The following is a 25363-nucleotide window of genomic DNA, read 5'->3' on the forward strand; positions in this document are numbered from 1 at the left end:
GGCGTGCACCTCCACATGGAAATTGAGGAAATGATCATGTGTTGTAATTCGAAGCTATTCTTAGTATACTAGCCTATGCAAAGGGAAGTTTGACAGACAATCGCTGGCTATGGGTAAGCCATAGCGAGAGGAAAGTCCGGGCTCCATAAGGCAGGGTGCTGGATAACGTCCAGTCAACGCGAGTTGAAGGATAGGGCCACAGAAATGGACCGCCGATGGCTTGAAATATAGCACAGGCAAGGATGGAACCGTGGTGTAAGAGACCACGAGGTTCTATGGTGACATAGATCCTGGTAAACCCCACTTGGAGCAAGACCTAGAGGAACGCAAGTTGCTTTCGAGGCAGCAGTCTTCGCCTGAGACGCGTTCGGGTTGGTCGCTTGAGCTGTGTAGCAATGCACAGCCTAGATAGATGATTGTCGCTTCAATAGTGGCAGGGGAGCAGACGCCCGTTATGACCACTGGAAGTACAGAACCCGGCTTACGGCAAACTTTCCATACTGTCGGTTACCCGCAAGGCTTAGGCTTTGCGGGTATTTCATTTGTACATCATAAATAGCATGAAATTTCCATTTATACGGCAAAATCAAAAACACCTTCAATCCCACACTAGTGGAATTGAAGGTGTTTTGGGTTAAATTTTTATCTATCCTCTACCTCTCAATACTACCCGCATATTTCCTTGGTACTAAATGCAATTGACGCGCAAAATCCTGCGGCCAATATGACAAAGGAGCAGTTTCTTGCTTCGCCATTTCTATAGCTTTAGCCACATCAATTAACCCATCGCCAAAATATTTATCGTGGCCTTTGTCTCCAAGATCTTGAGCGGACTTCCGCATGATCTCGTAGACATCTGTATTTTTCAAATTGGGATTAGCAGATCGAATCAACGCAGCAAGTGCTGTCACATGGGGGCTTGCCATGGAAGTGCCTGATAACGCGGCATACTGGTTGTTCGGATACGTACTGGCGATCGTGACACCAGGTGCGGTAACATCTATATAGTCGCCGTAATTCGAGAATGGTGCTTTCTCATTCTTAGAATCACTAGCTGCTACAGCGAATACCTCAGGATAAGCGGCAGGATATCCAGGTTGCTCCGTATTATCATTGCCGCTTGCCGCGATAAGAGCAACGTCTTTATCGTAGGCGTATTGAATGGCATCATGGAGAAAGCCAGAATCCGCATAATTACCCAGGCTGAGATTCATGACCTTAGCGCCGTGGTCTGTAGCCCAAATGATCCCCTGAGCAACGGAGTAGGTGCTGCCTGCCCCTGTTTGATCCAGCACTTTAACAGGTAAAACTTTGTTAAACCAAGTCATCCCGGCAACACCCAGATTATTGTTGACAAGCGCAGCAATCACACCTGTCACATGTGTGCCGTGTCCAACATCATCTTGCGGAGTATCATTTCCGCTGATGACATTGTAACCAGGCAATAATTGTCCTTGCAGGTCTGGATGCTTCATATCTACACCTGTATCAACAACTGCAACAATAACATCATTGGCGCCGCGGTTTAACTGCCACCCTTGTACAGTTTCAATCAAAGGTAGGTTCCATTGATACCGCTGATATAAATTGTCATTCGGCATGAAGTTCGATGTGACTGGCGTCTGATTAGTATTAGTATTGGTGCTGGAAGGGTTTGAATCCGCTCGATCTTGATCATCATAGTAATCATTGGTCATATAAAGGAAATGTGGTTCAACATACGCGACATTCCATTTGCGGAAATAGGCCATTAATGCTTTGGCGTCCATTCCCTCCGTGCGGAAAACGTACGTATACCCTAGTTTTTGTGCTGAAATAGCTTTGATCTCAGTTTTTATTTGATTAAGCTGAGCCTCAGTTGGATCCGATTTGAAGCGTACAACAACTTCATTCTGCTGGTAATGACTAGTGCCTTGATTATCTTCAGGATGATCCACAACCTTGTCTTTTAACGTATTCGTTTCTACTGACTCCACTTTCCAACGGTTTTCGTTTGGATAGGGCTCGAGTCTTAAGTTCTTCATCTGATGATCGGTTACTTGTGCAAGCACATCTTGATGGATAACTCCAACGAGAGAATCCTCACCGTTCGTTGAAGGAGTGCCTTGAACGAAATAAACATTATGTCCGGCTCCGAACTTAGGAGACTGATAATGCTTGCCCCCATCAACAGCGGTTTTAGCTTCTTTCAAATAGGTGGCAGCTTGGTCTTTGTTTGAGGGAGGCAGGTCTCCTGATTTAATACCTTGTTCCCAGGTCTGTCCACGCTTTGACCATACAAGCACTTCCATTTTCTCATGATGATTTCGCATGTTTTTCAGGACATTCGTAACGGGTTCGCCGCCTTGGATTTGACCGAGCATGGTTGTATAATCGATGGCACATTGACTTCTGCAAAGTTCATCAGTAAGCTTCACATCCTGTTCGAGTAGGGCTAACTTGGAAGTTGTTTCATACTTCGCGCTGTAGACCTCTGGTCCAGGTTTGGTGCGATGATTGGGCAGTTCAGGAAAGAGGACGACCCCTAATCCTAATACGAGAGTAATGGTAGTGAGATAACGCCACATAATGAAGCCCTCCTTTTAAGAGTAGGGTTAGGCGAGCGGGATTGTTTTATGCATGGTAACTGGTGTTTTACATATACCACTTCGGGATAATTTATGGTAGGATAGAAGTAGCGCAATTATAGGAGGTCTTCTTACATGGCTGTTTTTAATGTGAAAAATATTTGTGATTCCACGCGTACTAAGCTCAAAGAAACGACGGCCAAAATGGAACTGTTTCTTAATCAACATTCGCTCTCACTGTTAAATGTGGAAAATGATCCGGCAATGGATGAATTTTACCGCGGGTATTTACAGGACACTCGTCATCTTCTTGTTTTTTGTGAAGTGGCTTATGAGAAATTGGGCGTTAGCTTGAGACGTCCTACTTTTAATGTTGATTTTTCGGAAAAAGTGCTCTATGAGGTATATCATACATGCGTTAATACCTTCTTCTATCCTAAGAATGAGTGCTATTCCGAAGACGGTCGCTACGCTTATACAGGACAAGATGCGATTCGTTTCCGCAAAAAGCCTTCACGTGAAGTTCGTGACTTAACCATCGAATTGTCCAAGGTGTTTGAAGAGCTTAGAGAAGATCTGGCTTACTATGAAACAGATTACATTACACAACGCCGTATGCAAGGTGAAAAAGTTTAATTGCAATCGAAAAGAACTATACAAAGGGATGCGACCAACGCATCCTTTTTCTTTTAGAAAAGGGGAGGACATTTATGGAGTTAGAACAATTAATTAGCAGTAGCGTTGCAATTATTAAGCTGAATCAGCATCCTAGCGGAGGCTATGTGGCTTCTCCTCTTTTTCCCCCTTATTCCTTTAGTTGGTTGCGGGATGGCACATTTATTGCTAATTCGATGGATCGCTTAGGAGAAACAGGTAGTGCGGAGCAATTTTACCGTTGGGTGCATCGTGTTCTGAAAAACAAGCGTTCGCGGCTTACTGAACTGTTACGAAAACACGAGAATAAGGAATGGATTGATCGTTCGGAATTTCTAGGAACTCGGTATCATTTGGATGGTCGAGACGATCATTCGGAGTGGGGTCATTTTCAAATGGATGGTTATGGTGCGTGGTTATGGGGGCTTGTGGAACATATTCGTTTAACAGGCCATACGACACTCTTGGAAGAATTCAGAGAGAGCATCGAGTTGACAGTGGACTATATCATGACATTTTGGCATTATCCGAATTTTGATTGTTGGGAAGAGTACCCGGATTATGTGCATCCTGCAACATTGGCCTGTTTATATGGAGGGCTAAAGGCACTAGGTGAGCTAGAATCACGTCAAGATCTTATAGAGAAAGCTGAACTAATTCGGCATTTTATACATACTAATGCTGTTCGTAATGGACGATTCGTGAAGTCAATTCACTGTGTAAATGAAGTATGGCAACCAGCGCTGAGTGGCGTTGATGCAAGTTTACTCTGGCTCGCCTTACCGTTTGGGGTGTGTGAGCCAAGTGATCCTATTATGCTCCGAACCGTTCAAACAATCGAAGCTGATCTCAAACATGGCGGTATTCAACGCTACCTCGAAGATCGGTATTATGGAGGCGGCGAGTGGTTATTGTTAACCGCTTGGTATGGCTGGATTCAGTTTGAGCTTGGAAATAAAGATGAAGCGCAGCGTTGTTTATCTTGGATAGCAAGTAAGGCTGACGAGCTGGGACGTTTCCCTGAACAAGTAGATGATAACCTTCGAGAGCCCGCGGTTTATGCGGAATGGGCAGCGAAACATGGTGAGCCTGCACGTCCACTTCTCTGGTCACATGCCATGTTCTTGGTCTTATCTGACAGACTCCAATAAGCATAGATCACTCCTAAGGCGGGCAAATTGTTAAGGGGGTGATGATGATGCCAGCAGTCAAATGCGCAGTAGCCAATTGTGAATATTGGACACAAGGAAACAACTGTCATGCAGACACGATTATGATTGAAGTTGATCAGCACGCTAATGCTAGCTACAATGAAGAATTTGCGTCAGAGGAATCTTTTGATACAACTCATCATGATACTGCAACCAAAGCGGCTAATACGTGTTGCCACACGTTTAAGCCTGCGACCAAACATTAGGTATGTGTAACGCGGAGGTCGCATGAATAAAGAGGATAAATCTTTAGACAATGCCACCAAGGAGCGATTCCAGAAGAGTCAGCTTCGTATCGAGAGCGGACTCCATGCCCAAGAAGAATATGCAGCTGAGATTGCTGTACCTCAGGCTAGAATAAACCGAGGCTCTGAGTCTACCTCGACAGTTTCTAGTGAGGAAGTCGCTGAGCTAGTAGAAGCTGTAACACGCAATAAAGCAGTGGGGTATGTAGCGCTGTTCGTTGCTCTAGCTTCGTTATTTGTTTGGCCAGTATTGCTTGGGATTTCAGGTATTATTCTCGGTGTTATTGCTTTTGTAATGGGAAATAAGAGCATGGGCTCTTGGTCCGTTGCACTTGGTTTAATTGCCGTAGCCGCCTATTTTTTATTGGTTCCTTACTATTCTTAACCTTTGATAAAGTAAGCCGAGAAATCGGCTTACTTTATTTTTTTTCTGAAAAAAACGTGAAAAAGAGCTTAAGAAGGCCATTATTCATGTGTAACAGCGCAATAAGGGCTCATTTTAATGTGTTTACGCCCATTTGCTCGTACTATTTGGCTTCAAGTGTCATATTCGCACCTTTGAATGATTACAGTATTATTATATAATGAGTAGTGATATTAAAAAATTAAAATCGAAAATTAAGGGAGGTGTACCTACTCTCCTCGGTGCAGCTTTTGCACTTGTTAGGGGATAGGTAAGGTATTGGAAGATCCTTTGCCCGAAACGTTAATCAGTTTTCTGTTAATGTTTGGACTAGTGTTGTTAAACGGTTTTTTTGTCGCAGCTGAATTTGCCATGGTGAAAGTACGTGGAAGTCGGATTGAATCGCTTGTCGGTGAAGGACGCCGAAATGCGAAATTCGCTCAAGGGATTATGAATAATCTCGATGCTTACCTCGGTGCTTGTCAATTAGGAATTACGCTCACATCATTAGGACTTGGTTATGTGGGTGAACCGACGTTCGCCAAAATTTTAGAGCCTTTATTCGCTCCGCTGGGATTACCAGACACTGTTTTTCACACAATTACATTTATTATTGCCTTTTCTTTAATGACTACTCTTCATATCACATTAGGTGAACAGTTTCCTAAGACGTATGCGATTCGTAAAGCCGAACAAATTACTCTGCTTTCTGCAGGACCTATGGTATTATTCTATAAAATTATGTACCCTTTCATTTGGATACTGAATGGCATTTCCAATTGGATGCTGCGCCGTGCTGGGATTGAGCCCACTACGGAACACGAATCTGCGCATACGGAGGACGAAATTCGAGTCCTGATGCAGGAAAGTCACAAAAACGGACTAATCGATAACACAGAGCTCACGCTTGTTGATAATATATTCGGATTCGCAGAGACGACAGCGCGCGAAATTATGATTCCACGTACGGAAATGGAATGCTTATATGCAGGACTTTCTTATGCCGAGAACTTAGCTATCGCGATCAAAGAAATGCGTACACGATACCCTGTGTGTGATCCAGATAAGGATAACATTATTGGTTTCGTGCACATAAAGGATTTGCTGAAGCCTGATGCGAATCTCAAAGGCATTAAGAAGATCATTCGCCCGATTACCACGGTACCGGATTCGATTCATATAAGCGATCTGCTGAAAATGATGCAAAAACGCAAGAGTCAGATGGCTTTGCTCATTGATGAATATGGCGGCACATCGGGCTTAGTAACGCTGGAAGATATCATGGAAGAGATCGTTGGTGAAATTCAAGATGAGTTTGATGAGGAACGCCCAACGATTGAAATGAAGGATGAGAATACGTTCTCGATTGATGGTTTATTGTTAATTGACGAAGTAAACGAATACTTTGGTCTTGAGATCGAGTCGGATGATTATGACACCATCGGTGGTTGGATTTATTCTCAAACCGAAATTCCGCCAAGCCGTAATCAGCAGGTAAGTTACAATGATGAATTTATGTTCATTGTAGAAGAAACCGATCATTTACGCATTTCACGTGTCACGGTGAGAAGATCATTGAATGACAATGAAATGCTTCAGCAAAATATTTCTTGAAAGGCATGGGGGGACAGTCAATAGACTGTGCCCCATGTCTTTGTTTTGGAATAAAAGTATAGTCGTCAGGGCTCAAAACGTGTACAATAGGTACATTGATCATGAATAAGCGAGGTCTGAGCGATGAACAGCATCACGAATACAAATATGAATAGTATTGACCCTAGAGTATTGAAGGAGCTGCTTCAGCTTCAGACGTTGAGTAAATTAAGTCTGTTTTCTGATGACACGTCATCTTCAAGTACAGACGATACAAGTGATTTTAGTGAGCTTTTAAATACCTTAATGGGACAAGGTGCGGGTACAGGGACTAATGCTTTGGACACATCAACACTTGAACAATCGTTGAGCAATCTCCCAAGTGCGCTAGGCGCCTTGAATAAATCATATACGCCTTTGCAGGCGATCTCTCAGTTATCATCCGTCTCGCAGTTTGAAGGGCTTATTGGGCAAGCTAGTCAGAAATATGGGGTGGATTCTTCACTGGTTAAGGCGGTTATTCAGCAAGAATCATCCTTTAATCATCAGGCTGTCTCTTCTGCAGGTGCCAAAGGCTTAATGCAGCTCATGGATGGGACAAGCAGCGGCTATGGGGTAACGAACCCATTTGATCCGAAACAGAACATAGATGCAGGTACTCAATTCCTAAGTAGCTTGCTTAAGAAATATAACGGGAACGAAGGCGTTGCACTTGCCGCTTATAATGCAGGACCTGGTCGCGTAGATCGATTAGGCATTAAGACAGATCAGGATCTGGCGAAAAAGCTTCAGTTTTTGCCGAAAGAGACGCAAGCTTACGTTTCTAAAGTGCTTGATCATCGTCAGAATTTTGCTCAATAATGGGTGTAACTATTGGCTGGTTTTCGCATGTTCTATGCGGAGATCAGCTTTTCGCATTTGATCCAGCTTACTTGAGTTCTCGTCGTTTATAAGCTTTAATAAGGGAAGGCATCCAAGGGGACAAGGAGGCTGCAGTTTATGGTTATGAAGGGGAATCAGCAAGCCATGCTTTATATGGATTACGCGGCAACGTCGCCGCTTTATGAAGAAGTTATTGATACCATCGCTGAGGTTATGAAATCACATTATGGAAATCCCTCCTCTATACATCGTTTAGGTGTAGAAGCGAAGAAGCTTTTGCAGAGCGCTAAGGAAGTTATCGCATCTGTTATAGATGTTTTGCCTAGTGAAGTCATTTGTACGTCAGGTGGGACTGAAAGTAATAACTTGGCGATCAAAGGCGCAGCATACAGCTATCAACATCGTGGGAAACATCTTATTACTACGCAAATCGAGCATGCTTCGGTCAAAGAAGTATTTGCCGGGCTGGAGCAAGAAGGCTTTCGAGTCACTTATTTACCTGTCTCACGTGCAGGAAGAGTAAAGTTAGAGGATCTTCAAGCTGCGATTTGTGAGGATACGATTCTTGTTAGTATCATGTATGTGAATAACGAAGTAGGCACGATTCAACCTATTCAAGAAATAGGGCAATACCTCGCTAGGTATCCTAAAATCATTTTTCACGTGGACGCCGTTCAAGGTCTTGCTAAGTTACCTCTGCATCCCAAAGCATGGAGAATCGATCTATGCAGCGCGTCTGCTCATAAATTTCGAGGACCGAAAGGTGTTGGCTTCCTTTATCGGAGAACAGGTGTACAATTGAAACCATTGCTGGCAGGCGGCGGCCAAGAATTTGGTGTCCGCTCAGGTACTGAAAACGTCCCGTTAATCGTGGGTATGGCGAAAGCACTGCGTATCTCGATGGACAATCAATCTGTGAAAATGGCTCATAAATATGCGCTTAGACAGCAATTGTTGGCAGGCATCGCGGGAATTCCTGAGCTAAGTGTTATAGGCTCTGAGGTGGAGGGGGAGATGGCTCCGCATATCGTTCACTTTGCTTTTGCCCGCATGAAAGCAGAGGTCGTCGTACATGCCCTGGAACAGAAAGGGATCTACATCTCAACGCGATCAGCTTGTACGTCTGGCGAGTCAGAGCCGAGTGAAGTCATGTTGGCTTTAGGCTGCAGTCGTGAGTTGGCTGTTAGTGGCTTAAGAGTGAGCTTTTCTGATGAAAATGAAAAGCAAGATATCGAGCAATTCCTACGCTCATTACAAGAGGTGGTCAAGGAGCTTGCTCCCATGAGAAATCCATCTGTCAGTCTAAGGGGGAAGCGAAGATGAAGCCGGATTGTTTAATATTGCGTTTTGGTGAAATGATGCTTAAAGGTAAAAATCGCAAACGATTTGAGCGAAGTGTGATGATTCAAATTCGCAAAGTTTTAAGTTCTTTTCCTGATGTCAGGTATATTCCTGAGTTTGGACGCGTATATGTGGAGCTAGGGGGTGCCGATTATGAACAGGCTTCTGCTGCGCTACAGCGTGTTTTTGGACTTGCATCCTTCAGTCCAGCTTATCATGCGCCACTAGAGTTAGAAGCGATTCAAGAGACGGCCCTGCGGATGATGCAGGCACTTCCCAAACAACCTGCGACCTTTAAGGTAACGGTTCGGAGGGTCAATAAAGCATTTCCGCATGACTCGCAACAGATGAACTATTTGGTTGGCGGCTATGTGCTACAGGCTATTCCGGGGTTACAAGTGGATGTTCGAAATCCTGAGGTTGAACTGCGTGTGGAAATCCGCGAGGATAAGGTGCTTTTGTATGTCGATGTCATTGCATGTGCAGGGGGGTTCCCGTCAGGAACGAGCGGTAAAGCGCTACTGATGCTGTCAGGAGGCATTGATAGTCCCGTAGCAGGTTGGTTAGCGATGCGAAAGGGATTAACGTTAGAGGCCATACATTTCCACAGTTACCCCTATACCAGCGAACTTGCGAAGGATAAAGTGATTGAGCTTGCTCATCAGCTGGCTGGCTATACAGATTCATTAAAGCTTCACCTGGTATCCTTCACGGAGGTCCAAACCTCTATTCACCGTGCGTATAATGATAATCTGTTGGTTACCCTCATACGGAGAGCGATGTACCGCATTGCTGAACGTATTGCAGAACGTGAGGAACTGGGTGCCTTAGTTACTGGCGAGAGCTTAGGACAGGTGGCAAGTCAAACACTGCCAAGTCTTCACGCCATTGGGCGCGTGGTTACATTACCGCTTCTTCAGCCGTTGATGATGATGGACAAGCAAGAGATTATTGGTGTTGCGGAATCCATTGGAACGTTTCCAATCTCGATTTTACCCTATGAAGATTGCTGTTCCTTATTTCTCCCGCCTTCCCCGAGTACGAATCCCAACTTGCGTTTGGTGGAAAAGCTGGAAGCTGGCATGACATTCCTAAATGAGCTCATTGAAAGAGCGGTCTTAGAAACAGAAACTATTGAAATCGTGCATGGACAATTGAAAAAGGAATCTAACGCTCATTTATTCTAGCTCCTCACTGCAGCTCTAATCGCACCCTTCCCAATCACTTGCTCTCCATGTTCGTCAGGAGGTCGTGAAGTATGATTGATGCGCTCTTTTTATTCTTGCAAATTATGTTGATTAATATTGTATTAAGCGGAGATAATGCGGTAGTCATTGCCCTAGCAAGCAAAAATCTACCTCTAGAGCAGCGTAAGCTTGCCATCTGGTGGGGGGCTTTCGGTGCCATCGCTTTGCGTTTAGTACTGACACTCGTTGCTGTAAGTTTGCTTACGATCCCATTTATTCAAGCTGGGGGCTCTATCTTGCTGCTGTGGATCGCAATTAAGCTTCTGACGGACGAAGATGGGCATTCGAATATTAAGGAAGCTTCAACGCTGGGCAAAGCCATATGGACTATCATTGTTGCAGATTTCGTGATGAGCTTGGACAATGTTTTAGCCATTGCAGCCAAAGGAAATGGGAATAATACCGTTATTATTTTAGGGATTGGATTGAGTATTCCCATTATTATTTGGGGAAGTACAATCGTCATGAACTTACTTCAGAAATATCCGATCCTTGTTTATATGGGGGCGGGTATTCTTGGATATACGGCAGGGGAAATGTTTGTCAAAGATGAGAAGATGATTGATTGGCTGCTGCATGATTTTGAATTTTTGCATGTTTGGATCCCCATTATGGCCACGGTTATTGTGATTGCATCAGGTGGTATTGCCAAATGGGTGCGATTGCTTCCATTCAAGACAAGGAATGAATGAGAATTCAGCACATGGACTGTGAGGTCAATGTGCTGTTTTTTTTGGCAAAGTTAGCGCTAAGAAGGACCAACCATAAATCAGGAGAAATACGATAATTAACGAAGTGGAGCAGCGGTACATAAGGGCATAGCTGCCGCTCCAGTTCGCTATGGCGCCTAGCACCATCGCCCCTAACCCGATTCCAAGGTCGTTAGCGGAGAAAAAGGTTCCGTTTGCCGCACCGCGTCGCTCAGGAGAAGAACGAGAAATGGTCCATGCCTGAAGAGCCGGTTGTATGGAGCCAAAGCCAACACCGTAGCATAGCGCTGCAATAGCCAGACTAAAGTTGGAATGTGCAAAGGAAAGTAATAATAGCCCTGTAATCGTGAAGATCGCGCCAGGGAGCAATACCCATTCTGGTCCTTTACGATCAAAAACCACGCCTGTTATAGGTCGAACAAGAAGTACCATGCTTGCGTTGCATAAGAAGAAAAGGCCGACATTGGCAATACCTGCTTCATGGCCAAATAAGGTAATAAAGGTCACGATCCCCCCATAACAAATCGCTGTACAAAGCAGGAGTACAGAGGGGAGTAACGCGGTTCGCTCCCATAATCGATCTACCAATCGAATTCGCTGCGCAGGCATCAAAGGCCGAGTTGGCTTCGGATATGTAATGAAAAGTGAGCTAAATAAAGATAATATCGCCAAAATCGTTGAGATCAAAAGAACGTACTGAAAACCGTATGCCTGTATCACTCGGAGCCCGGTGAGCGGCCCAACTGCCATCGCGAGCGTATTGGACAATCCGTAATAGCCCATTCCTTCCCCGCGGCGCTCGGGAGGGATGATATCGGCGATCACGGTGCCTAAGGATGTTGTGGATAATCCCCAGCCAATCCCATGAACAAAACGTGCAGCCAAAATAAGGGTAACAGCTGCAATATACGAATATCCTGCAATGGTAAGTGCGCAAATGGCCAAACCTACAAGAAGTACATGCTTTCTGCCCAGCTTGTCTAACGCTCTGCCGGCGAATGGCCGGGTAAGAAGAGAAGAAATAGTGAATATGCCAATCACAAGACCAACTTGCACATTGTCGCCACCTAATTGTGATAGATGGATAGGAATGGTTGGTATGAGCATTTGAAAACTGAAAAAAAGCAGTAAATTTGCCAAAGCCGTGATTAGAAAGGCTTTGGTCCAAAGTGGTTTTCGTTGTTGCTTATTGCTGACGACAGTCCGATTCATGATACCTCCCCTAATTGACCTGCATACTATTTTTGCATAGCAAAAAAAGGATCTGCAGGTGCTTTAGTATACCCATGTGAAGGAAAATGAACGCAAAAGATGGATCTCGAAAACACCTACCATTTTGCTGTTAGGTGAGATAAAATATTTGTTGAAGGGTGTCGATTTATTTATCGATGAATCATCCGTTCAACATTTGTACATTTTAGGAGGGATTCGTATCGCTAGAAATAGCTACTCCATTGGCATTTTATTTATTGGCTTGGCAGTGCTGTTGTTGCTAGGCAAATTAGGGGTTTTCCATTTACTTCTTTCCTTTTTTTGGCCCCTTATATTACTTATCCCCGGACTGCTATTTCATTTCTTGTATTTCAACCGCAGGCTGCCAGCTGGCATGCTCGTCCCTGGAGGCATTTTGACAACCTATGCCCTCATGTTTTTCTTCTGCAATCTTTTCGGCTGGGGTTCGATGAGCTATATTTGGCCGGGCTTTATTCTAGGGGTAGCGATTGGGTTATACGAGCTTCATTTATTCGAACGTGGCAGTGATCGAAGCATTTGGATCGCAGCCATGGTGTTGGGAATCATTTCAGCCGCATTTTTCGGCTTGACTTTACTATTCAAATTAGGCATTTATGTAATCGCTTTGATCCTTGTCATTGCTGGACTTTCCATGATTTTCCGAAAGCGAAGATTGTGGTGATTTCGCCTTTTTCCAGTTAAAAGTTTTGTTTTATGCGCCTTTTATCTTGCATAATGTCGAGAAACTGCGTATACTAAGGGTAAATGTCAAGCGTCGGCGCTTATGTCCGACGCTTGTTTTATGAACAGAGACGAAAATTATAGGGTAGAGAGGGTTTGACATTCATGCATGCAAGAGACAAGATTCGCAACATTGCCATTATCGCACACGTTGACCACGGTAAAACAACACTCGTAGATAAATTGCTTCAACAGTCAGGAACATTCCGCGACAACGAGGCTATTCAAGAAAGAGCGATGGACTCCAACGATCTAGAGAGAGAACGCGGTATTACCATCCTTGCCAAAAATACGGCGATTAACTATAAAGACTACTTGATTAACATCGTAGATACACCAGGACATGCTGACTTCGGCGGAGAAGTTGAGCGTATCATGAAAATGGTAGACGGCGTTTTGTTGGTTGTTGATGCTTTCGAAGGTACAATGCCACAAACGAAATTCGTTCTACGTAAAGCACTTGAGAGCAATCTTTCTCCGGTAGTTGTCGTAAACAAAATTGACCGTCCAAACGCGCGTCCGCAAGAAGTTGTTGACGAAGTTCTTGATTTGTTTATCGAGCTAGGCGCAACTGACGAGCAACTTGATTTCCACGTTGTATACGCATCTGCTTTGCAAGGGACTTCAAGTCTTGATCCAGAGAAACAAGATGCTAACATGGAAGCTATTTATGAAACAGTTGTTAATCACATCCCAGCTCCAACGGAAGACGTTGACCAACCGCTTCAATTCCTTGTTACATTGATGGACTACAATGAGTACTTGGGTCGTATCGGCGTAGGCCGTGTGAACCGTGGTAAAATCCGTCAAGGTCAAACCGTTGCTGTTATGACACGTGAAGGTGGACAAAAGCAAGCTCGAATCGAGAAACTTTTCGGTTTCACAGGCTTGAAACGAATTGAGATTGAAGAAGCAGCTGCAGGGGATATCATTGCTATTGCAGGGATTAAAGACATCAACATTGGTGAAACGGTAGCTGATCCAGCGAATCCGGAAGCATTGCCAGTATTGAAAATCGATGAGCCAACGCTTCAAATGACATTTATCGTGAACAACTCACCGTTCGCTGGTCGCGAAGGTAAATGGGTCACTTCCCGTAAAATCCGTGAGCGTCTATACAAAGAGCTTGAAACAGATGTAAGCTTACGCGTTGAAGATACAGATAGCCCGGATGCATTCATCGTATCTGGCCGCGGTGAGCTTCACTTAGGTATTTTGATTGAAAATATGCGTCGTGAAGGCTTTGAATTGCAAGTTTCCAAACCAGAAGTTATCATTCGTCAAATCGACGGACAAAAAATGGAGCCGATTGAGCGTTTGATCATCGACGTTCCAGAAGATAGCATGGGTTCTGTTATGGAAAGCCTAGGTTCACGTAAAGCTGAAATGGTTAACATGATCAACAACGGCAGCGGAAATGTTCGTCTGGAATTCTTGATTCCAGCTCGTGGTTTGATCGGTTACAGAACGAACTTCTTGACACTGACTCGCGGCTACGGAATCATGAATCATGCATTTGACAGCTATGGTCCATACCAAGGTGCAGGCGTTGGCGGACGTCACGAAGGCGTACTCGTATCAAGCGAATCAGGCGTATCCACACTTTACGGAATTCTTTCTGTAGAAGATCGCGGAATCTTGTTCGTTCATCCTCAAACCGAAGTTTACGAAGGCATGGTTGTTGGTGAGCATACACGCGACAATGATATCATCGTTAACATCTGTAAAGAAAAAGCAGTTAACAACATTCGTTCCGCAAACAAAGAAGAAACAGTTAAAATGAAAACTCCTCGTATGTACTCATTGGAGCAAGCACTTGAGTATTTGAACGATGATGAATATTGTGAAATTACACCGAAATCGGTTCGTATCCGTAAAAAGATCTTGAACAAGAGCGAGCGCGAGCGTGCTGAGAAGCACCGCAAAACAGCAGAAGCTAACGTTTAATTCACAAAGTATTCGAATAAAGGGAAATGTCGGCTTTCGAGCCGCATTTCCCTTTATTTTATTGTGGTTTTAAGGGATAATGGGGAATGACTTAACTTTTTTAACTTATTAACGAAATGGAGTGTATGTTTGTTGACTGCCTTGAATGAATGGTTTGCCAATCACCTCTTAATTACGTATCTATTAATCTTTGTTTTCATGTCCTATGTGTACAATAAAGTGTTCCGTACGCGCAAATTACCTATCCTCAAAACTGCACTCATTTATGTGCTGTTAGCGATCGGTTCTGTGATGCTCCTCGTATTTCAAATTGTAGGCTTGCCTATTGTACTTTGCTTGGCGGTTGCCATATCCCTGATGTTTATGGTGAGAATTCGTTATTTCATTGAGAAAAGAAGCGGCAAGCGGCCGACTTAATAGGAGTGACTCCTTATGACCCGATATTGGTTAACACCGATTCTTGGTTATTCACCGCTCGTACTTGGTGAAGACCGCATGTGCATCCTGTCCGATCCCGAATTTGAAATGTTTCGTCAATTAGCAGGAGGTCAACATCCTCGCTTACTGTCGATGTTTAAATCGAGTCTGCTGCTCAGCGATGATGAAGACGTATGCGGATCAGACCTCGTAGAATTAGATTTAACGGTTTCTGGTGATATCGTGTTTAATGGTGAACCGTTTCACCTTTCACACTGTGCAGAGGCCTTTCTGGACCGTTTGCTGAACAGGCAGGAGGCGAGAGCGTTGCTGCTAGCAATGGGAGCTCATATTGAAACGAACAATGGGCTGCACAATGCTTGGACGAAACAATGGTTGCAATGGTTAGAAGATGGCTATAACATTGTTCTATTAAGAGAGGATGGACGCTGAGATGAAGCTGGGGGATGCCTTTTTCAATTGGCTGCAAATGCATATTGTGTCGCAGGCTCGGCCTGAGGATGAAGCGGCTAAAGATACGTTGGATTTTTTCGCACTCATTTTAGTTGAGGATCACGGAATTAGTAAGCTTGAGATTTTACCGATTGCGGATCCGATGAAGATTTGGATTGGGTATGAGCAGGAAGGGGAATATCATAAGCATTGCTTCGATCGTGAGAGTGCGGAGAAGTTGTTGACTGATATTAATTCGAACCCCATTTACAACAATCAATAGCGGTTTAACGCTGTGGACATCTGTGGACATAACTTTACCAAATCAACGTACACTAAAGTATATCTGGACAAAAAGGAGAGCCTGCTTGATTTGAAAATAGATACATAATGGTGGAACGCTTGGCACTCGCTATGCTATACTGTAAGTGTAAGGAGCGTTTTCAACCACCTAGTAGGAGGCGCAAACGATATGGCTGAACATCTAACAGCTACACCGATGCAATGGATGGATAGCGCCCAACTCTTGATTAAAGCTGAATATGCGAAAGCTTGTGAAAGCCGAGACACGATCTTTTCACTCGGCCAAGTTTTTGATGCGATAAAAAAAGCCTAGATCTGCACATGCAGTCAGGCTTTTTGTCATCTTCAGTGAATTACCGGGTCGGAACCTGTGGGCTCGTCCCATTCGGACCTGCGTTATCGATATCTGGAGCATTGCGAATATCGCGAGGCAGTTGTGGCATAACACGACCAACGATATCAGCCATTTGTTCCGCAAAGCCTGTAATCGGCCTTCCTGCTTGAATGTTATCCCGAATGTTGCGTAAGCGTTGATCTAAATCCATATCTGCTGTGACAATCGCATTCACGCCGTAAGGATCCTTCTTGAGTGCCTCTGCGACCGAATATTTTACAGTACCGACTTTGGCACGATCAAGCTCCTTCTTAATGTTGATGCCCACGACAGCAGTATTGCCGAAGACGACGCAATGTGCGCTCTCTACTTGAGGGATACTCAATGCTAGGTTTTCCAAATGCGCTGCAACTGCTTTCGAATCTTTGATTTCAAGCTTTTGCGGAGCAATTTGTTGAACTTTTACTTGTTTGTGATTCGTATCTTGAGAGGGGGCACCACTTTTCGGCGCTTGACTGCAGCCTACCGCGAGGATCAGTATCAGTCCACATACGTATATTAGTCTCACCAGAATCGTTCCCTTCTTTCCTTGAATCTCGCGTTTAGTTTGTCCTGTACGGTTGGGTTGTATGTATGAATATAACCAATGATCTAACGCCAAATCTGGGAGGGGACACACCAATGAAAAAAATTTACGTGTTAGATACCAATGTACTGCTTCAGGACCCTAATGCTTTATTCGCATTTGAAGATAATGAAGTGGTCATACCCGCCGTGGTGTTGGAAGAAATCGATTCTAAGAAACGAAATGCGGATGAAATCGGTCGCAATGCCAGACATGTCTCAAGATTGCTAGACGGATTAAGAGCCAAAGGCAATTTATCTGATGGCATTACCCTTGATCATGGGGGCAGCATTAAAGTGGAGCTTAACCATCGCAGCTTTGCCAAGCTGCAAGATACGTTTGCTGAATTAACCAATGATAATCGCATTCTTGCGGTTGCACTTAACTATCATCTAGAAGAGCAAGAAAATGAGGAAGCCAGACCTGTCGTCATCGTTAGTAAAGATACATTGGTTCGAATCAAAGCCGATGTACTGGGTATTCCAGCGCAGGATTATTTAACCGATCGAATCGTAGCTCAAACCGATATGTATACCGGCTATATCACGTTGTTCGTTCACCCATCGATCATTGATGAATTTTACTCGTATCGATTCTTGACCGTTACTTCACTGAATTTGAGTTACATGCTGCATCCTCACGAATTCGTGATCTTGCGCGATGAGCTCGGTTCTTCCAAATCAGCTTTGCTCAAAGTCACGCCGGATGCCAAAAAGCTTGAGCCGCTTTACATGAGCAACGATCCCATCTGGGGAATTGCCGCGCGCAATGCGCAGCAGAGAATGGCTCTTGAGCTTCTGCTCAATGACGATATCCCGCTCGTCACCCTAACTGGGAAAGCGGGTACAGGTAAAACGTTGCTTACGTTAGCTGCGGGGCTCATGAAAATTGAGGATGATCGTAAATACAAGAAACTGTTAATTGCTCGTCCGGTCGTCCCGATGGGCAAGGATATCGGTTACCTGCCTGGTGAAAAAGATGAAAAGCTGCGTCCTTGGATGCAGCCGATCTATGATAATTTGGAATATTTATTTGATACCAAAAAACCAGGTGATATTGAAAAAATACTTGCCGGTCTAGGTAGTATTCAAGTAGAAGCGTTAACGTATATTCGTGGACGGTCCATACCTGGTCAATTTATTATCATTGACGAAGCACAGAACTTATCGAAGCATGAAGTGAAAACAATTGTATCGCGCGTTGGTGAGGGAAGTAAAATCGTCCTCCTAGGTGATCCGGATCAAATTGACCATCCATACCTAGACGCATCGAGCAATGGGCTGACGTATGTGGTAGAGCGCTTCAAACAGGAAGGCATAAGCGGGCATATCACACTAGAGCGCGGCGAACGCTCTCATTTGGCGCAATTGGCAGCAGATTTGCTGTAAATGAGAAAAGCCCACATCCGACGATGTGGGCTTTTTACAAATTATCGCAAAACGTCGATACTGCAACGATAAGCTTTGGCAATGCCATGCATGAGTTCCACTAGCTGTAGATCAACGACATACACATCGTGATCTCCGTCCTTGTACTGAGCGATGAGGTGCTCTTCAACTTGAAGAGCCGCTTGATCGACCTCGGCAGGAGGACTAGTCGCCGTGAAACGGAAAGGAATAACGATTTTATCATACAAATAGTTATGTTCCGCGCGGCTTGTAAAACCATAATCACTGAACAAATCCGTTAATTCTGCATCAACTTTGAGCAAACGAAGTTCCATAATCGTTGTCTCGATGTTAAAATGGGCCATGACTTCAAGGGCAGCACGTTGCTGCTCCTCATTACTTACTATCAGCATTTCTTTATCGCGATCGAATAGTTCGACTTTGCCGGCTAGCGCTTTGACTATCTGGGCGTAAAAGCCAGGTATTTTCCCATCGGGCAGATCCATCATAAGTCCAATTTTGAGTTCCATAGTTGTTCGTCCTCACTTTATCGTCATTATCCCTACTAGTTTACAGAGATAATTTGAGTTTCACAACTGCCACGCCTTTTTTCGTCTCTACACTTAGCACATCGAGGTAGCTCACTACTTTTTTCGGAATAAAACCTAGCTGAAATTCTTTTGAAAAATCGTTAATCGTCGTATCCGGCAGTTTGAAGTCATTAAATTCAAGATTATCAACGACAAAACGGACTTCGTTCATATCGGCGTTCGTTAATAGATTGAAGTTTCCTTGGATCGAGATTTTCAACTCACCTTTCTTACCTGTTGCGATCATAGACCCATCTTTGAATTCAAAATTTAACGTCTGAAGAAGCTCGCTTTTCGAGTGTAAATACGCATTGAAATCTGCGTCTGTTAGGCTGATGACGGGTGTTTTAATAGAAGATAAGTCCATGTTCTTACTGTCTTTCATCAAAAATTGTGGAAGCTCGCGGAAAGCCATAGATAAATTGTCTAAGTAATCCCTCGCCAAAGGCAAGCCTTCTTGTTTCCATTGATCATTCAAGCTCTTGATTTGGGCTGCGATGACCTGGGCTTGGGCGCTGATCGCCAGCTGTTTGTCCAGTTCTTCTTGAAGCTTGACGAGCCGTTCACGCTGCTGCAGGAATTTTTCTTTGGTTTTTTGCAGCTCAGTTCGAGAATTGGTGAGTTCGGTCTGCAAGATTTTGAGCTTTTCGAACGAATCCGTGAAAGAGGCCAGAGCAAGATGATCATTGGTAATGATCATTTGTAAGTATTCAAACATTTTCAGAACATCTGTGAAAGAGTTTGCAGCAAAGAGCAGCATCCAGATCGAATCTCGATCTCCCGTATAATAAGCTCTTAATACTTTGCCCGCATGCTTTCGAGTTGCTTCAACGTTGCCATTTTGCTTAACGATGTCTTGTTCATTCTGTTTGATTTGCTCACCGATTTTGGCATCTTGCTCATTCAAGCGAGCCACTTCTTTATCGATTTCGAAAATGGTAAGTCCTTTTTGGACTAACTCTTTGGCTTCGTCTTGTGAAGATTTGGTTTCTTCGGCTAAAGCACCGCCATAAGGCAATGTGAGTTGTAATAGGAATACAATAATCAACAGATGAGCTGTGAGTTTTTTAGAATTCATTGATGGTATTCTCCCCCTATGAATAGATTATCATATTTCTATTAAATGAAGCACAAAAAAATACTTACCTTTGGGGAAAGGTAAGTATTTCACCTTATTACTATTTCTTTGGAGCTGGTGTTAACAGTTTGAGAATGTCATCGAAGCTCTTCACTTTAGCTGGAACGTCCTTCGTCAAAGGCGTAGCTTGATTAATAGCATCGTAAGTTTGATGAAGCGTAATATGATTGTCGAGTGCTTTCCCATCCATCGTTACCGTAAACGTGATGTCGAGCGACTGGTCGCGAATAAAGCCTTTATCGTCAATCGCAATTTTCATACTGCTTGGTGCTTTGATGGCAAGGGAGGCAAGCCCATTTTTCTTTAGTGATTCGGCTTTATCAGCCGACAAGAAACCATTGGTTTGTAAGGAACTAACGAACTCAGGTAATTTAGTTTGGAATTGTGTGTTGATTTCCTTCACATTTTTGGCTGTCAAATCGACCTGAATGGATTTAGCCGTTGTTCCGTCGTTCAATTTAAGGGGGTCTTTGGCTTCCTTAAACCATTTGGCGTCTATACCTTCAAAAATTAATTTGCTCAGTGTTGTAGATACTTGCGGTGTATTTTTCAATGTGTCAACGGTTAAAGGTGAACCAGTCGTTCCGCTCATTTTCTGTATATCAATCGTGTAATACTCATCTGCCGTCTTATTTAAGGCTGGCATATTAAAATACAATTTGCTATCTTTAATGAGAATTGGTATATCGATAGGGGATGTAGATCCCTTAGGCGTTATGCGTAAGTCGGTTTGAAATTGAAGGGGATCTACATTGCTTATGCCCTTCCACGTAATCGTGCTTTCTCTGACCAAAGATAACAATCCGTTCGTAAGAGGGTTAGCTGATTTCATTAAACCATCACTGATCGAGAGCGTCGTACTTCCATCGAAGGTATACGATTTCATTTCCGATTGTTTGCTAAGCGATTGTTGAAAAGCTTCTTTGACTTTCGTATTGTCTGTACAGGCTGTCAACGAGACTAGGCTAATTGCCGTTATCGCTGTTAGAGTAATCCACTTTTTTGTCATGCTGGGCTGTCTCTCCTTCCATAATCCTTTATCATTATAAGGGTTTCCTATTCATTTGTCTGTAAGTAAAGAACTGGAGGTTTTCATTCGTGAATCAACTAGGGCACATTGGCGTGGTGGAAGCACTAAAAGAAAGCATTCAAACCGCGGAAAATCTTAGTATTCCTTTTCGAGATTACATGGAAATGTGTTTGTACCATGATTCGGCAGGCTATTACCGTAACGATCAAATAAAGATTGGTAAACAAGGGGATTTCTATACGAGCTCTTCCATAGGAACTGTTATGGGGGAGATGGTAGCCGCATTCATTTATAAACAGCTGCAGCAACTGTCTGCTCTACCTGAATCCATTAATTTGGTTGAATGGGGTGGAGGGAGCGGGCGGATGGCACTTCAAATTCTTGAAGAATTAAAGCGGGCTGCGCCTGATGTGTATGTTCGTTTAAGTTATACACTCATTGAATCGAGTCCATATCATTGCCAGTTGCAAAAAGATTTGCTCGTAGAACATGAGAAACATATTCGTTTCTTGGATGAAACTTCGTGGTTGCATGAGGCGCCACAGGAACATGTATATGTACTGGCCAATGAATTGCTGGATGCATTCCCTATCCATCGCATTCGATATAAGGATCATGCGTACCAAGAATCACATGTGATCTGGCAAGAGCAAGAGCCGCATTTCGAAGAAATCTGGCTACCCCTAGAATCTGGGCGTATAGTAGACTATTTAACCTCATTAGAAGTTCAGTGGCAAGATGGACAATTGGGTGAAGTGAATCTGGAGGCGGCAGATTGGTATGATCGACTATCTCAGCGGATCCTTAAAGGGTGCGTCATCGCGATTGATTATGGGGATGTTGAAGCTGAGCTATTTGCGTCACATCGCTATCAGGGGACATTGATGTGCTATCGCAAACATGAGGCTCATGATAATCCCTTTATTGCTCAAGGTGAGCAGGACATAACTGCTCATGTAAACTTTAGCATGTGTCAGGCAGCCGCGGCAGCGAGTGGTTTTGAATCATGTCCTATACAAACCCAGCGCCAGTTCTTAGTCGAGCAAGGTATTTTAGAGAAATTGCAAAATCATTACGATCCCAATCCTTTTAGTGCCGTATCGAAAAGGAATCGTTCGATACGACAATTACTGTTAAGTGATGGAATGAGTGAATTGTTTAAGGTTTTTATCGCTATTAAAAAAGGTGAACCGGCATAATGGCCGATTCACCTTTTTGTTTGTCGTCTGCGTTAGATGGACATTTTGAAAAATGACCAGTACGTAAATCCGCTGAAGGAGATAATCATATATCCCCAGAACAACAATATGTAAGTACGTTCTGACAAGCGCATATAGCCTAGAATGACGAATACGGCAGTTTGAAAAAAGAAAATCAGAGACATAGGTATCATATCGCCAGCTAAGCTCATTAGTGCGATAACAAGTGTCCAAAAACCTAGAACCCGAAACATGCGATCCATTCTCGTTACATCCCCCTCTCATACCACGTTGCACTTTAACTACAACACATTATACCGTTTGATCCAAGTGGTGTAAACCGTCAAACGGTGACGAATTTCAAAACATTTCATCATATACACGTAGTATGTCTTTTTATACGAATCCCATGTATGAGGGTCAAAAAATTTGGCAATACCATTTAGTATCAAATAGATTCTATGAACTCTAGTACGGGCATAGAAATAGTAATAATGGCAACGAATCAATTGATACCTGTCTGATTAATTGATTCTTCTTTATGATGCATCCGCAATAGGAGAGAATTTGATCAGGAATCGAAGCTCCCTATATTATGTTAGGAGGTTTGGCCTTATGTCGGCAATTAGACAAGATGCTTGGAGCGATGAAGACGACTTAATTTTAGCGGAGTTGACATTGCGTCATATCCGAGAAGGAAGTACACAATTATCTGCGTTTGAAGAAGTAGGGGAGCGCATTGGACGAACGGCAGCCGCATGTGGGTTCCGTTGGAACAGTTTTGTTAGAAAAAAATATGAAGCGGCGATCCAGATCGCTAAAGCACAGCGTCAGAAACGGACGCAGTTGAAAAAGCACGCTCCTGTTTCGATTTCCGGTTCTTCTTCGATTGGTCTACTTGATAGTCCGGAGGTATCAACAGGCAAAAATGAAGTGTTTACAGAAGAAACACTCTCTATAGATGCTGTCATTCGTTTCTTAAGGCAGTGGCGCAGTACCTATCAGGATATGAATCGCCATATTAAAACATTGGAAAAAGAGCTGCAGGACAAAGAGGACGAACTCAATAGACTTGGCAGAGAAAATAATAAGTTGAATAAGCAAGTGAATGAAGTTGAAACGGATTATCGAGTTGTCAATGATGATTATAAAGCGCTTATTCAAATTATGGACCGGGCTAGGAAAATGGCTTTCCTCGTTGAAGAAGAGGAAGAAGAGAAGCCACGCTTCAAAATGGATGCCAATGGGAATTTAGAAAGAGTAGACTAGTTGTTGTACCAAAGGATATATGAGGAGTCACAGGACAAGGGAAGCCTTGGTCTGTGACTTTTTTATTGTATAATAGTAAGGGTCACATCAGTTTGGGGGTTGTAATTACATGCATATTATGATTATTGGAGCGGGATCTCTAGGGTTACTTTTTGCGTCTAAGCTTGCCTTATCTTGTACACAGCTAACGGTAGTAACAAGGACACATGAGCAAGCGATAGAGCTCGCTGAACGTGGCCTTACTTTCATTGGTATAGATGCGCAAGAAGCTGTTATTGAGAAGTCGATCGTATTCTGCAGCTACTTAAATGAGAGAAGTGAAGAGGTTGTTCCTTTCACTCATGGGATCGATTATATCTTTCTCATGGTGAAACAAACGGCGATTACTCCTGAACTTATCCTTTATATACAAAGTCAAATGTCGGAGCATACGTGCCTCATTTGTTTTCAAAACGGAATCGGTCATGAATTGAAATTAAGTCAAGCTATTGGGCCTGATAGGCTTTTACTTGTTGTAACGACGGAAGGGGCCAAACGAACTAGCTGTGCTTCTGTTACACATACAGGTCGGGGAGTTACTTATGTTGGCAGCTTAGAATCAAATGATGGGCTAAGTGCGTATAGCCGTCATAATTTATTCGTACATATGTTGGAGTTAGCAGGAATTCGAACGGAATTGTCGAAAAATATGGATGTCAGAATCTGGAGTAAGTTCGTGATCAATGTTGTCATTAACCCGCTAACAGCTATTTTACGTATTCAAAATGGGGAATTGTTACGATCAGAATGGACACGCTCACTTATGAAGGATCTCTATCGAGAAGTGCTCCAAGTAGCTGTCTCCAAAGGAATTAAGCTTCCAGATGAACTGTGGGAGACGATCATTGAAGTTTGTCAGGCAACCAAGACGAACCATTCTTCCATGTTGCAAGATATTGAGGCATCACGCCAAACGGAAGTAGACTATTTAAATGGCCGCGTGGTTGAAATGGGGAATGAAGTTGGCCTCGAGCTTCCCTTTCACAGTATGGTGTATAGGATGATTAAAGCGATAGAAAATTAAGAGGTGACGCTACGTGCTGAATGGTTTTGTTAATCTATTATCTACCTTATATGCAATGCTGGCTGTAGCGCCATTTATCACATTTATTTTATTGTGGTTTCTTGTCTACCTATTTCTGAAGGATAAGAGAATGACCACTAGGTTTACTATGGACGTAACGACATTGTTTCTACTAGGATCCGTTTCCTTGATGTGGAATAAACTCTTTCATACACAATTTGGTTTTTGGCTGATTGTTCTGATGTTATTAATCGCTTTTGGTATTATTGGTGGTTATCAAAACCATTTGAAAGGCGAAACTAATTTAATTAAAGTAGGCAGGCTTGTATGGCGGCTGAGCTTTGTAGGCTTATCTGCGCTATATATTCTGCTCTTATTTGTACATATCGGTAAAAACTACCTGTTTTCCACATAGTTTTCAATCGCTTTAGCTGATATTGGATGTAGTGGACAATAATTCACTGGATGTTTGTAATATTTATTTGAGATTTGTAGAAAATAACAAACAAAATCGTCTAGATTTTATTAACCGTTGGTTGTATAATTAAAAACCGTGAGAGTAAATTTTTTTACCATTGAATTAGTCAAAGGTAAATTATTTGTGGACAAACTCATTGTATATGTTATAATTCCTTGCGTAGACTATAGTAATTTTTTTTACCAGAGATTTATGTGATGTAATATGACATTAAAGAAGCGGTTTCATTGATATCTGGGTTAAAGGTGTAAGGTTTATGTGAATAAAGCTAACAAAACACCTAGCCATAGATGTCTAGACAT

Annotated in this window: 26 protein-coding genes, 1 other RNA gene and 1 pseudogene; 21 read left to right on the forward strand and 7 right to left on the reverse strand. The window is 43.2% G+C overall.

What is annotated here, in order from left to right; all coding sequences use genetic code 11:
* Window positions 1-84: 84 nt before the first annotated feature.
* Window positions 85-499: RNase P RNA component class A (gene rnpB / locus AC58P7_RS06910), an RNA gene on the forward strand.
* Window positions 500-653: 154 nt separating this feature from the next.
* Here the strand turns inward: rnpB and AC58P7_RS06915 are convergent.
* Complete coding sequence (locus AC58P7_RS06915; protein ID WP_497341170.1) at window positions 654-2567, reverse strand: S8 family peptidase; 1914 nt, start codon at window positions 2565-2567, stop codon at window positions 654-656.
* A 135-nt stretch (window positions 2568-2702) separates the two neighbouring features.
* On the opposite strand from AC58P7_RS06915, the gene AC58P7_RS06920 reads away from it, so the two are divergent.
* The 9 genes from AC58P7_RS06920 (at window position 2703) to AC58P7_RS06960 (ending at window position 10835) form a co-directional block, all read left to right on the forward strand.
* Window positions 2703-3203, forward strand: coding sequence for a YpuI family protein (locus AC58P7_RS06920; protein WP_090816021.1), 501 nt, complete (start codon window positions 2703-2705; stop codon window positions 3201-3203).
* Window positions 3204-3277: 74 nt separating this feature from the next.
* Window positions 3278-4372, forward strand: coding sequence for a glycoside hydrolase family 15 protein (locus tag AC58P7_RS06925; RefSeq protein WP_497341172.1), 1095 nt, complete (start codon window positions 3278-3280; stop codon window positions 4370-4372).
* 47 nt (window positions 4373-4419) lie between these two features.
* The gene (locus AC58P7_RS06930; RefSeq protein ID WP_497341174.1) at window positions 4420-4638 is read left to right on the forward strand and encodes a DUF1540 domain-containing protein; all 219 of its coding nucleotides are present in this window, start codon (window positions 4420-4422) and stop codon (window positions 4636-4638) included.
* A 22-nt stretch (window positions 4639-4660) separates the two neighbouring features.
* Window positions 4661-5062, forward strand: coding sequence for a hypothetical protein (locus AC58P7_RS06935; RefSeq protein WP_497341176.1), 402 nt, complete (start codon window positions 4661-4663; stop codon window positions 5060-5062).
* A gap of 339 nt (window positions 5063-5401) precedes the next feature.
* Window positions 5402-6694, forward strand: coding sequence for a hemolysin family protein (locus AC58P7_RS06940; RefSeq protein WP_497341178.1), 1293 nt, complete (start codon window positions 5402-5404; stop codon window positions 6692-6694).
* A 147-nt stretch (window positions 6695-6841) separates the two neighbouring features.
* Entirely contained in the window at window positions 6842-7534 is a 693-nt protein-coding gene (locus AC58P7_RS06945) for a lytic transglycosylase domain-containing protein (RefSeq protein ID WP_497341180.1), read from the forward strand.
* Window positions 7535-7699: 165 nt separating this feature from the next.
* A complete protein-coding gene (locus AC58P7_RS06950; RefSeq protein ID WP_497341558.1) occupies window positions 7700-8878 on the forward strand; it encodes a cysteine desulfurase family protein in 1179 nt (392 codons plus the stop codon).
* The gene (gene thiI, locus AC58P7_RS06955) at window positions 8875-10083 is read left to right on the forward strand and encodes a tRNA uracil 4-sulfurtransferase ThiI (protein ID WP_497341182.1); all 1209 of its coding nucleotides are present in this window, start codon (window positions 8875-8877) and stop codon (window positions 10081-10083) included. Before AC58P7_RS06950 ends, thiI begins: the two co-directional genes overlap by 4 nt.
* A gap of 71 nt (window positions 10084-10154) precedes the next feature.
* The gene (locus AC58P7_RS06960; RefSeq protein ID WP_497341184.1) at window positions 10155-10835 is read left to right on the forward strand and encodes a TerC family protein; all 681 of its coding nucleotides are present in this window, start codon (window positions 10155-10157) and stop codon (window positions 10833-10835) included.
* 24 nt (window positions 10836-10859) lie between these two features.
* Here AC58P7_RS06960 and AC58P7_RS06965 read toward each other — a convergent pair whose 3' ends face one another.
* Window positions 10860-12065, reverse strand: coding sequence for an MFS transporter (locus tag AC58P7_RS06965; RefSeq protein WP_497341186.1), 1206 nt, complete (start codon window positions 12063-12065; stop codon window positions 10860-10862).
* Between the two features lie 76 nt (window positions 12066-12141).
* Here AC58P7_RS06965 and AC58P7_RS06970 point away from each other — a divergent pair, with 76 nt between their 5' ends.
* The 6 genes from AC58P7_RS06970 (at window position 12142) to AC58P7_RS06995 (ending at window position 16260) form a co-directional block, all read left to right on the forward strand.
* Window positions 12142-12768, forward strand: a complete 627-nt coding sequence (locus AC58P7_RS06970) for a hypothetical protein (RefSeq protein WP_497341188.1) — start codon at window positions 12142-12144, stop codon at window positions 12766-12768.
* A 164-nt stretch (window positions 12769-12932) separates the two neighbouring features.
* Window positions 12933-14774, forward strand: coding sequence for a translational GTPase TypA (gene typA, locus AC58P7_RS06975; protein WP_497341190.1), 1842 nt, complete (start codon window positions 12933-12935; stop codon window positions 14772-14774).
* A 141-nt stretch (window positions 14775-14915) separates the two neighbouring features.
* Window positions 14916-15191, forward strand: a complete 276-nt coding sequence (locus AC58P7_RS06980) for a YlaH-like family protein (RefSeq protein WP_497241971.1) — start codon at window positions 14916-14918, stop codon at window positions 15189-15191.
* Window positions 15192-15206: 15 nt separating this feature from the next.
* Complete coding sequence (locus tag AC58P7_RS06985; protein WP_497341192.1) at window positions 15207-15644, forward strand: hypothetical protein; 438 nt, start codon at window positions 15207-15209, stop codon at window positions 15642-15644.
* A gap of 1 nt (window position 15645) precedes the next feature.
* The gene (locus AC58P7_RS06990) at window positions 15646-15927 is read left to right on the forward strand and encodes a hypothetical protein (RefSeq protein ID WP_497341194.1); all 282 of its coding nucleotides are present in this window, start codon (window positions 15646-15648) and stop codon (window positions 15925-15927) included.
* Between the two features lie 189 nt (window positions 15928-16116).
* Entirely contained in the window at window positions 16117-16260 is a 144-nt protein-coding gene (locus AC58P7_RS06995; RefSeq protein ID WP_497341196.1) for a hypothetical protein, read from the forward strand.
* Window positions 16261-16300: 40 nt separating this feature from the next.
* Here the strand turns inward: AC58P7_RS06995 and AC58P7_RS07000 are convergent, their stop codons facing one another.
* Window positions 16301-16849, reverse strand: coding sequence for a YhcN/YlaJ family sporulation lipoprotein (locus AC58P7_RS07000; RefSeq protein ID WP_497341198.1), 549 nt, complete (start codon window positions 16847-16849; stop codon window positions 16301-16303).
* A 113-nt stretch (window positions 16850-16962) separates the two neighbouring features.
* On the opposite strand from AC58P7_RS07000, the gene AC58P7_RS07005 reads away from it, so the two are divergent.
* Entirely contained in the window at window positions 16963-18294 is a 1332-nt protein-coding gene (locus AC58P7_RS07005) for a PhoH family protein (protein WP_497341200.1), read from the forward strand.
* A gap of 41 nt (window positions 18295-18335) precedes the next feature.
* On the opposite strand, the gene AC58P7_RS07010 is transcribed toward AC58P7_RS07005, so the two are convergent.
* The 3 genes from AC58P7_RS07010 to AC58P7_RS07020 all read right to left on the reverse strand — a co-directional run bounded on the left by AC58P7_RS07010 (window position 18336) and on the right by AC58P7_RS07020 (window position 21031).
* Complete coding sequence (locus tag AC58P7_RS07010) at window positions 18336-18824, reverse strand: hypothetical protein (protein WP_497341202.1); 489 nt, start codon at window positions 18822-18824, stop codon at window positions 18336-18338.
* Between the two features lie 40 nt (window positions 18825-18864).
* Window positions 18865-19962 (reverse strand): coiled-coil domain-containing protein, encoded by a 1098-nt coding sequence (locus AC58P7_RS07015; protein ID WP_497341204.1) that lies wholly within the window; start codon window positions 19960-19962, stop codon window positions 18865-18867.
* A 100-nt stretch (window positions 19963-20062) separates the two neighbouring features.
* Window positions 20063-21031, reverse strand: coding sequence for a hypothetical protein (locus AC58P7_RS07020; protein ID WP_497341206.1), 969 nt, complete (start codon window positions 21029-21031; stop codon window positions 20063-20065).
* A gap of 89 nt (window positions 21032-21120) precedes the next feature.
* Between AC58P7_RS07020 and AC58P7_RS07025 the strand changes: the two genes are divergently transcribed.
* Window positions 21121-22251, forward strand: coding sequence for a class I SAM-dependent methyltransferase (locus tag AC58P7_RS07025; protein WP_497341208.1), 1131 nt, complete (start codon window positions 21121-21123; stop codon window positions 22249-22251).
* 32 nt (window positions 22252-22283) lie between these two features.
* Here AC58P7_RS07025 and AC58P7_RS07030 read toward each other — a convergent pair whose 3' ends face one another.
* A complete protein-coding gene (locus AC58P7_RS07030; RefSeq protein ID WP_028558057.1) occupies window positions 22284-22514 on the reverse strand; it encodes a DUF2626 domain-containing protein in 231 nt (76 codons plus the stop codon).
* 352 nt (window positions 22515-22866) lie between these two features.
* Here AC58P7_RS07030 and AC58P7_RS07035 point away from each other — a divergent pair, with 352 nt between their 5' ends.
* From AC58P7_RS07035 to AC58P7_RS07045, 3 genes and pseudogenes are all read left to right on the forward strand, one after another.
* Window positions 22867-23520 (forward strand): RsfA family transcriptional regulator, encoded by a 654-nt coding sequence (locus AC58P7_RS07035; protein WP_497341210.1) that lies wholly within the window; start codon window positions 22867-22869, stop codon window positions 23518-23520.
* 100 nt (window positions 23521-23620) lie between these two features.
* Window positions 23621-24583: pseudogene (locus AC58P7_RS07040) on the forward strand (ketopantoate reductase family protein); the annotation flags it as partial.
* Window positions 24584-24596: 13 nt separating this feature from the next.
* The gene (locus tag AC58P7_RS07045) at window positions 24597-24998 is read left to right on the forward strand and encodes a DUF3397 domain-containing protein (RefSeq protein ID WP_497341212.1); all 402 of its coding nucleotides are present in this window, start codon (window positions 24597-24599) and stop codon (window positions 24996-24998) included.
* Window positions 24999-25363: the final 365 nt, after the last annotated feature.

This window comes from Paenibacillus sp. J22FR5 (genome assembly GCF_059691975.1).

Bases quoted from the DNA above. Each gene is read 5' to 3' on its own strand.
- AC58P7_RS07005 (WP_497341200.1), top strand. From the start codon at position 16,963: ATGAAAAAAATTTACGTGTTAGATACCAATGTACTGCTTCAGGACCCT.
- AC58P7_RS06945 (WP_497341180.1), top strand. From the start codon at position 6,842: ATGAATAGTATTGACCCTAGAGTATTGAAGGAGCTGCTTCAGCTTCAG.
- AC58P7_RS06925 (WP_497341172.1), top strand. From the start codon at position 3,278: ATGGAGTTAGAACAATTAATTAGCAGTAGCGTTGCAATTATTAAGCTG.
- AC58P7_RS06985 (WP_497341192.1), top strand. From the start codon at position 15,207: ATGACCCGATATTGGTTAACACCGATTCTTGGTTATTCACCGCTCGTA.
- AC58P7_RS07020 (WP_497341206.1), bottom strand. From the start codon at position 21,031: ATGACAAAAAAGTGGATTACTCTAACAGCGATAACGGCAATTAGCCTA.
- AC58P7_RS06920 (WP_090816021.1), top strand. From the start codon at position 2,703: ATGGCTGTTTTTAATGTGAAAAATATTTGTGATTCCACGCGTACTAAG.
- AC58P7_RS06990 (WP_497341194.1), top strand. From the start codon at position 15,646: ATGAAGCTGGGGGATGCCTTTTTCAATTGGCTGCAAATGCATATTGTG.
- AC58P7_RS06960 (WP_497341184.1), top strand. From the start codon at position 10,155: ATGATTGATGCGCTCTTTTTATTCTTGCAAATTATGTTGATTAATATT.
- AC58P7_RS06965 (WP_497341186.1), bottom strand. From the start codon at position 12,065: ATGAATCGGACTGTCGTCAGCAATAAGCAACAACGAAAACCACTTTGG.
- typA (WP_497341190.1), top strand. From the start codon at position 12,933: ATGCATGCAAGAGACAAGATTCGCAACATTGCCATTATCGCACACGTT.
- AC58P7_RS07030 (WP_028558057.1), bottom strand. From the start codon at position 22,514: ATGGATCGCATGTTTCGGGTTCTAGGTTTTTGGACACTTGTTATCGCA.
- thiI (WP_497341182.1), top strand. From the start codon at position 8,875: ATGAAGCCGGATTGTTTAATATTGCGTTTTGGTGAAATGATGCTTAAA.
- AC58P7_RS06950 (WP_497341558.1), top strand. From the start codon at position 7,700: ATGCTTTATATGGATTACGCGGCAACGTCGCCGCTTTATGAAGAAGTT.
- AC58P7_RS06995 (WP_497341196.1), top strand. From the start codon at position 16,117: ATGGCTGAACATCTAACAGCTACACCGATGCAATGGATGGATAGCGCC.
- AC58P7_RS06915 (WP_497341170.1), bottom strand. From the start codon at position 2,567: ATGTGGCGTTATCTCACTACCATTACTCTCGTATTAGGATTAGGGGTC.
- AC58P7_RS06940 (WP_497341178.1), top strand. From the start codon at position 5,402: ATGTTTGGACTAGTGTTGTTAAACGGTTTTTTTGTCGCAGCTGAATTT.
- AC58P7_RS06930 (WP_497341174.1), top strand. From the start codon at position 4,420: ATGCCAGCAGTCAAATGCGCAGTAGCCAATTGTGAATATTGGACACAA.
- AC58P7_RS07015 (WP_497341204.1), bottom strand. From the start codon at position 19,962: ATGAATTCTAAAAAACTCACAGCTCATCTGTTGATTATTGTATTCCTA.
- AC58P7_RS07010 (WP_497341202.1), bottom strand. From the start codon at position 18,824: ATGGAACTCAAAATTGGACTTATGATGGATCTGCCCGATGGGAAAATA.
- AC58P7_RS07035 (WP_497341210.1), top strand. From the start codon at position 22,867: ATGTCGGCAATTAGACAAGATGCTTGGAGCGATGAAGACGACTTAATT.
- AC58P7_RS06935 (WP_497341176.1), top strand. From the start codon at position 4,661: ATGAATAAAGAGGATAAATCTTTAGACAATGCCACCAAGGAGCGATTC.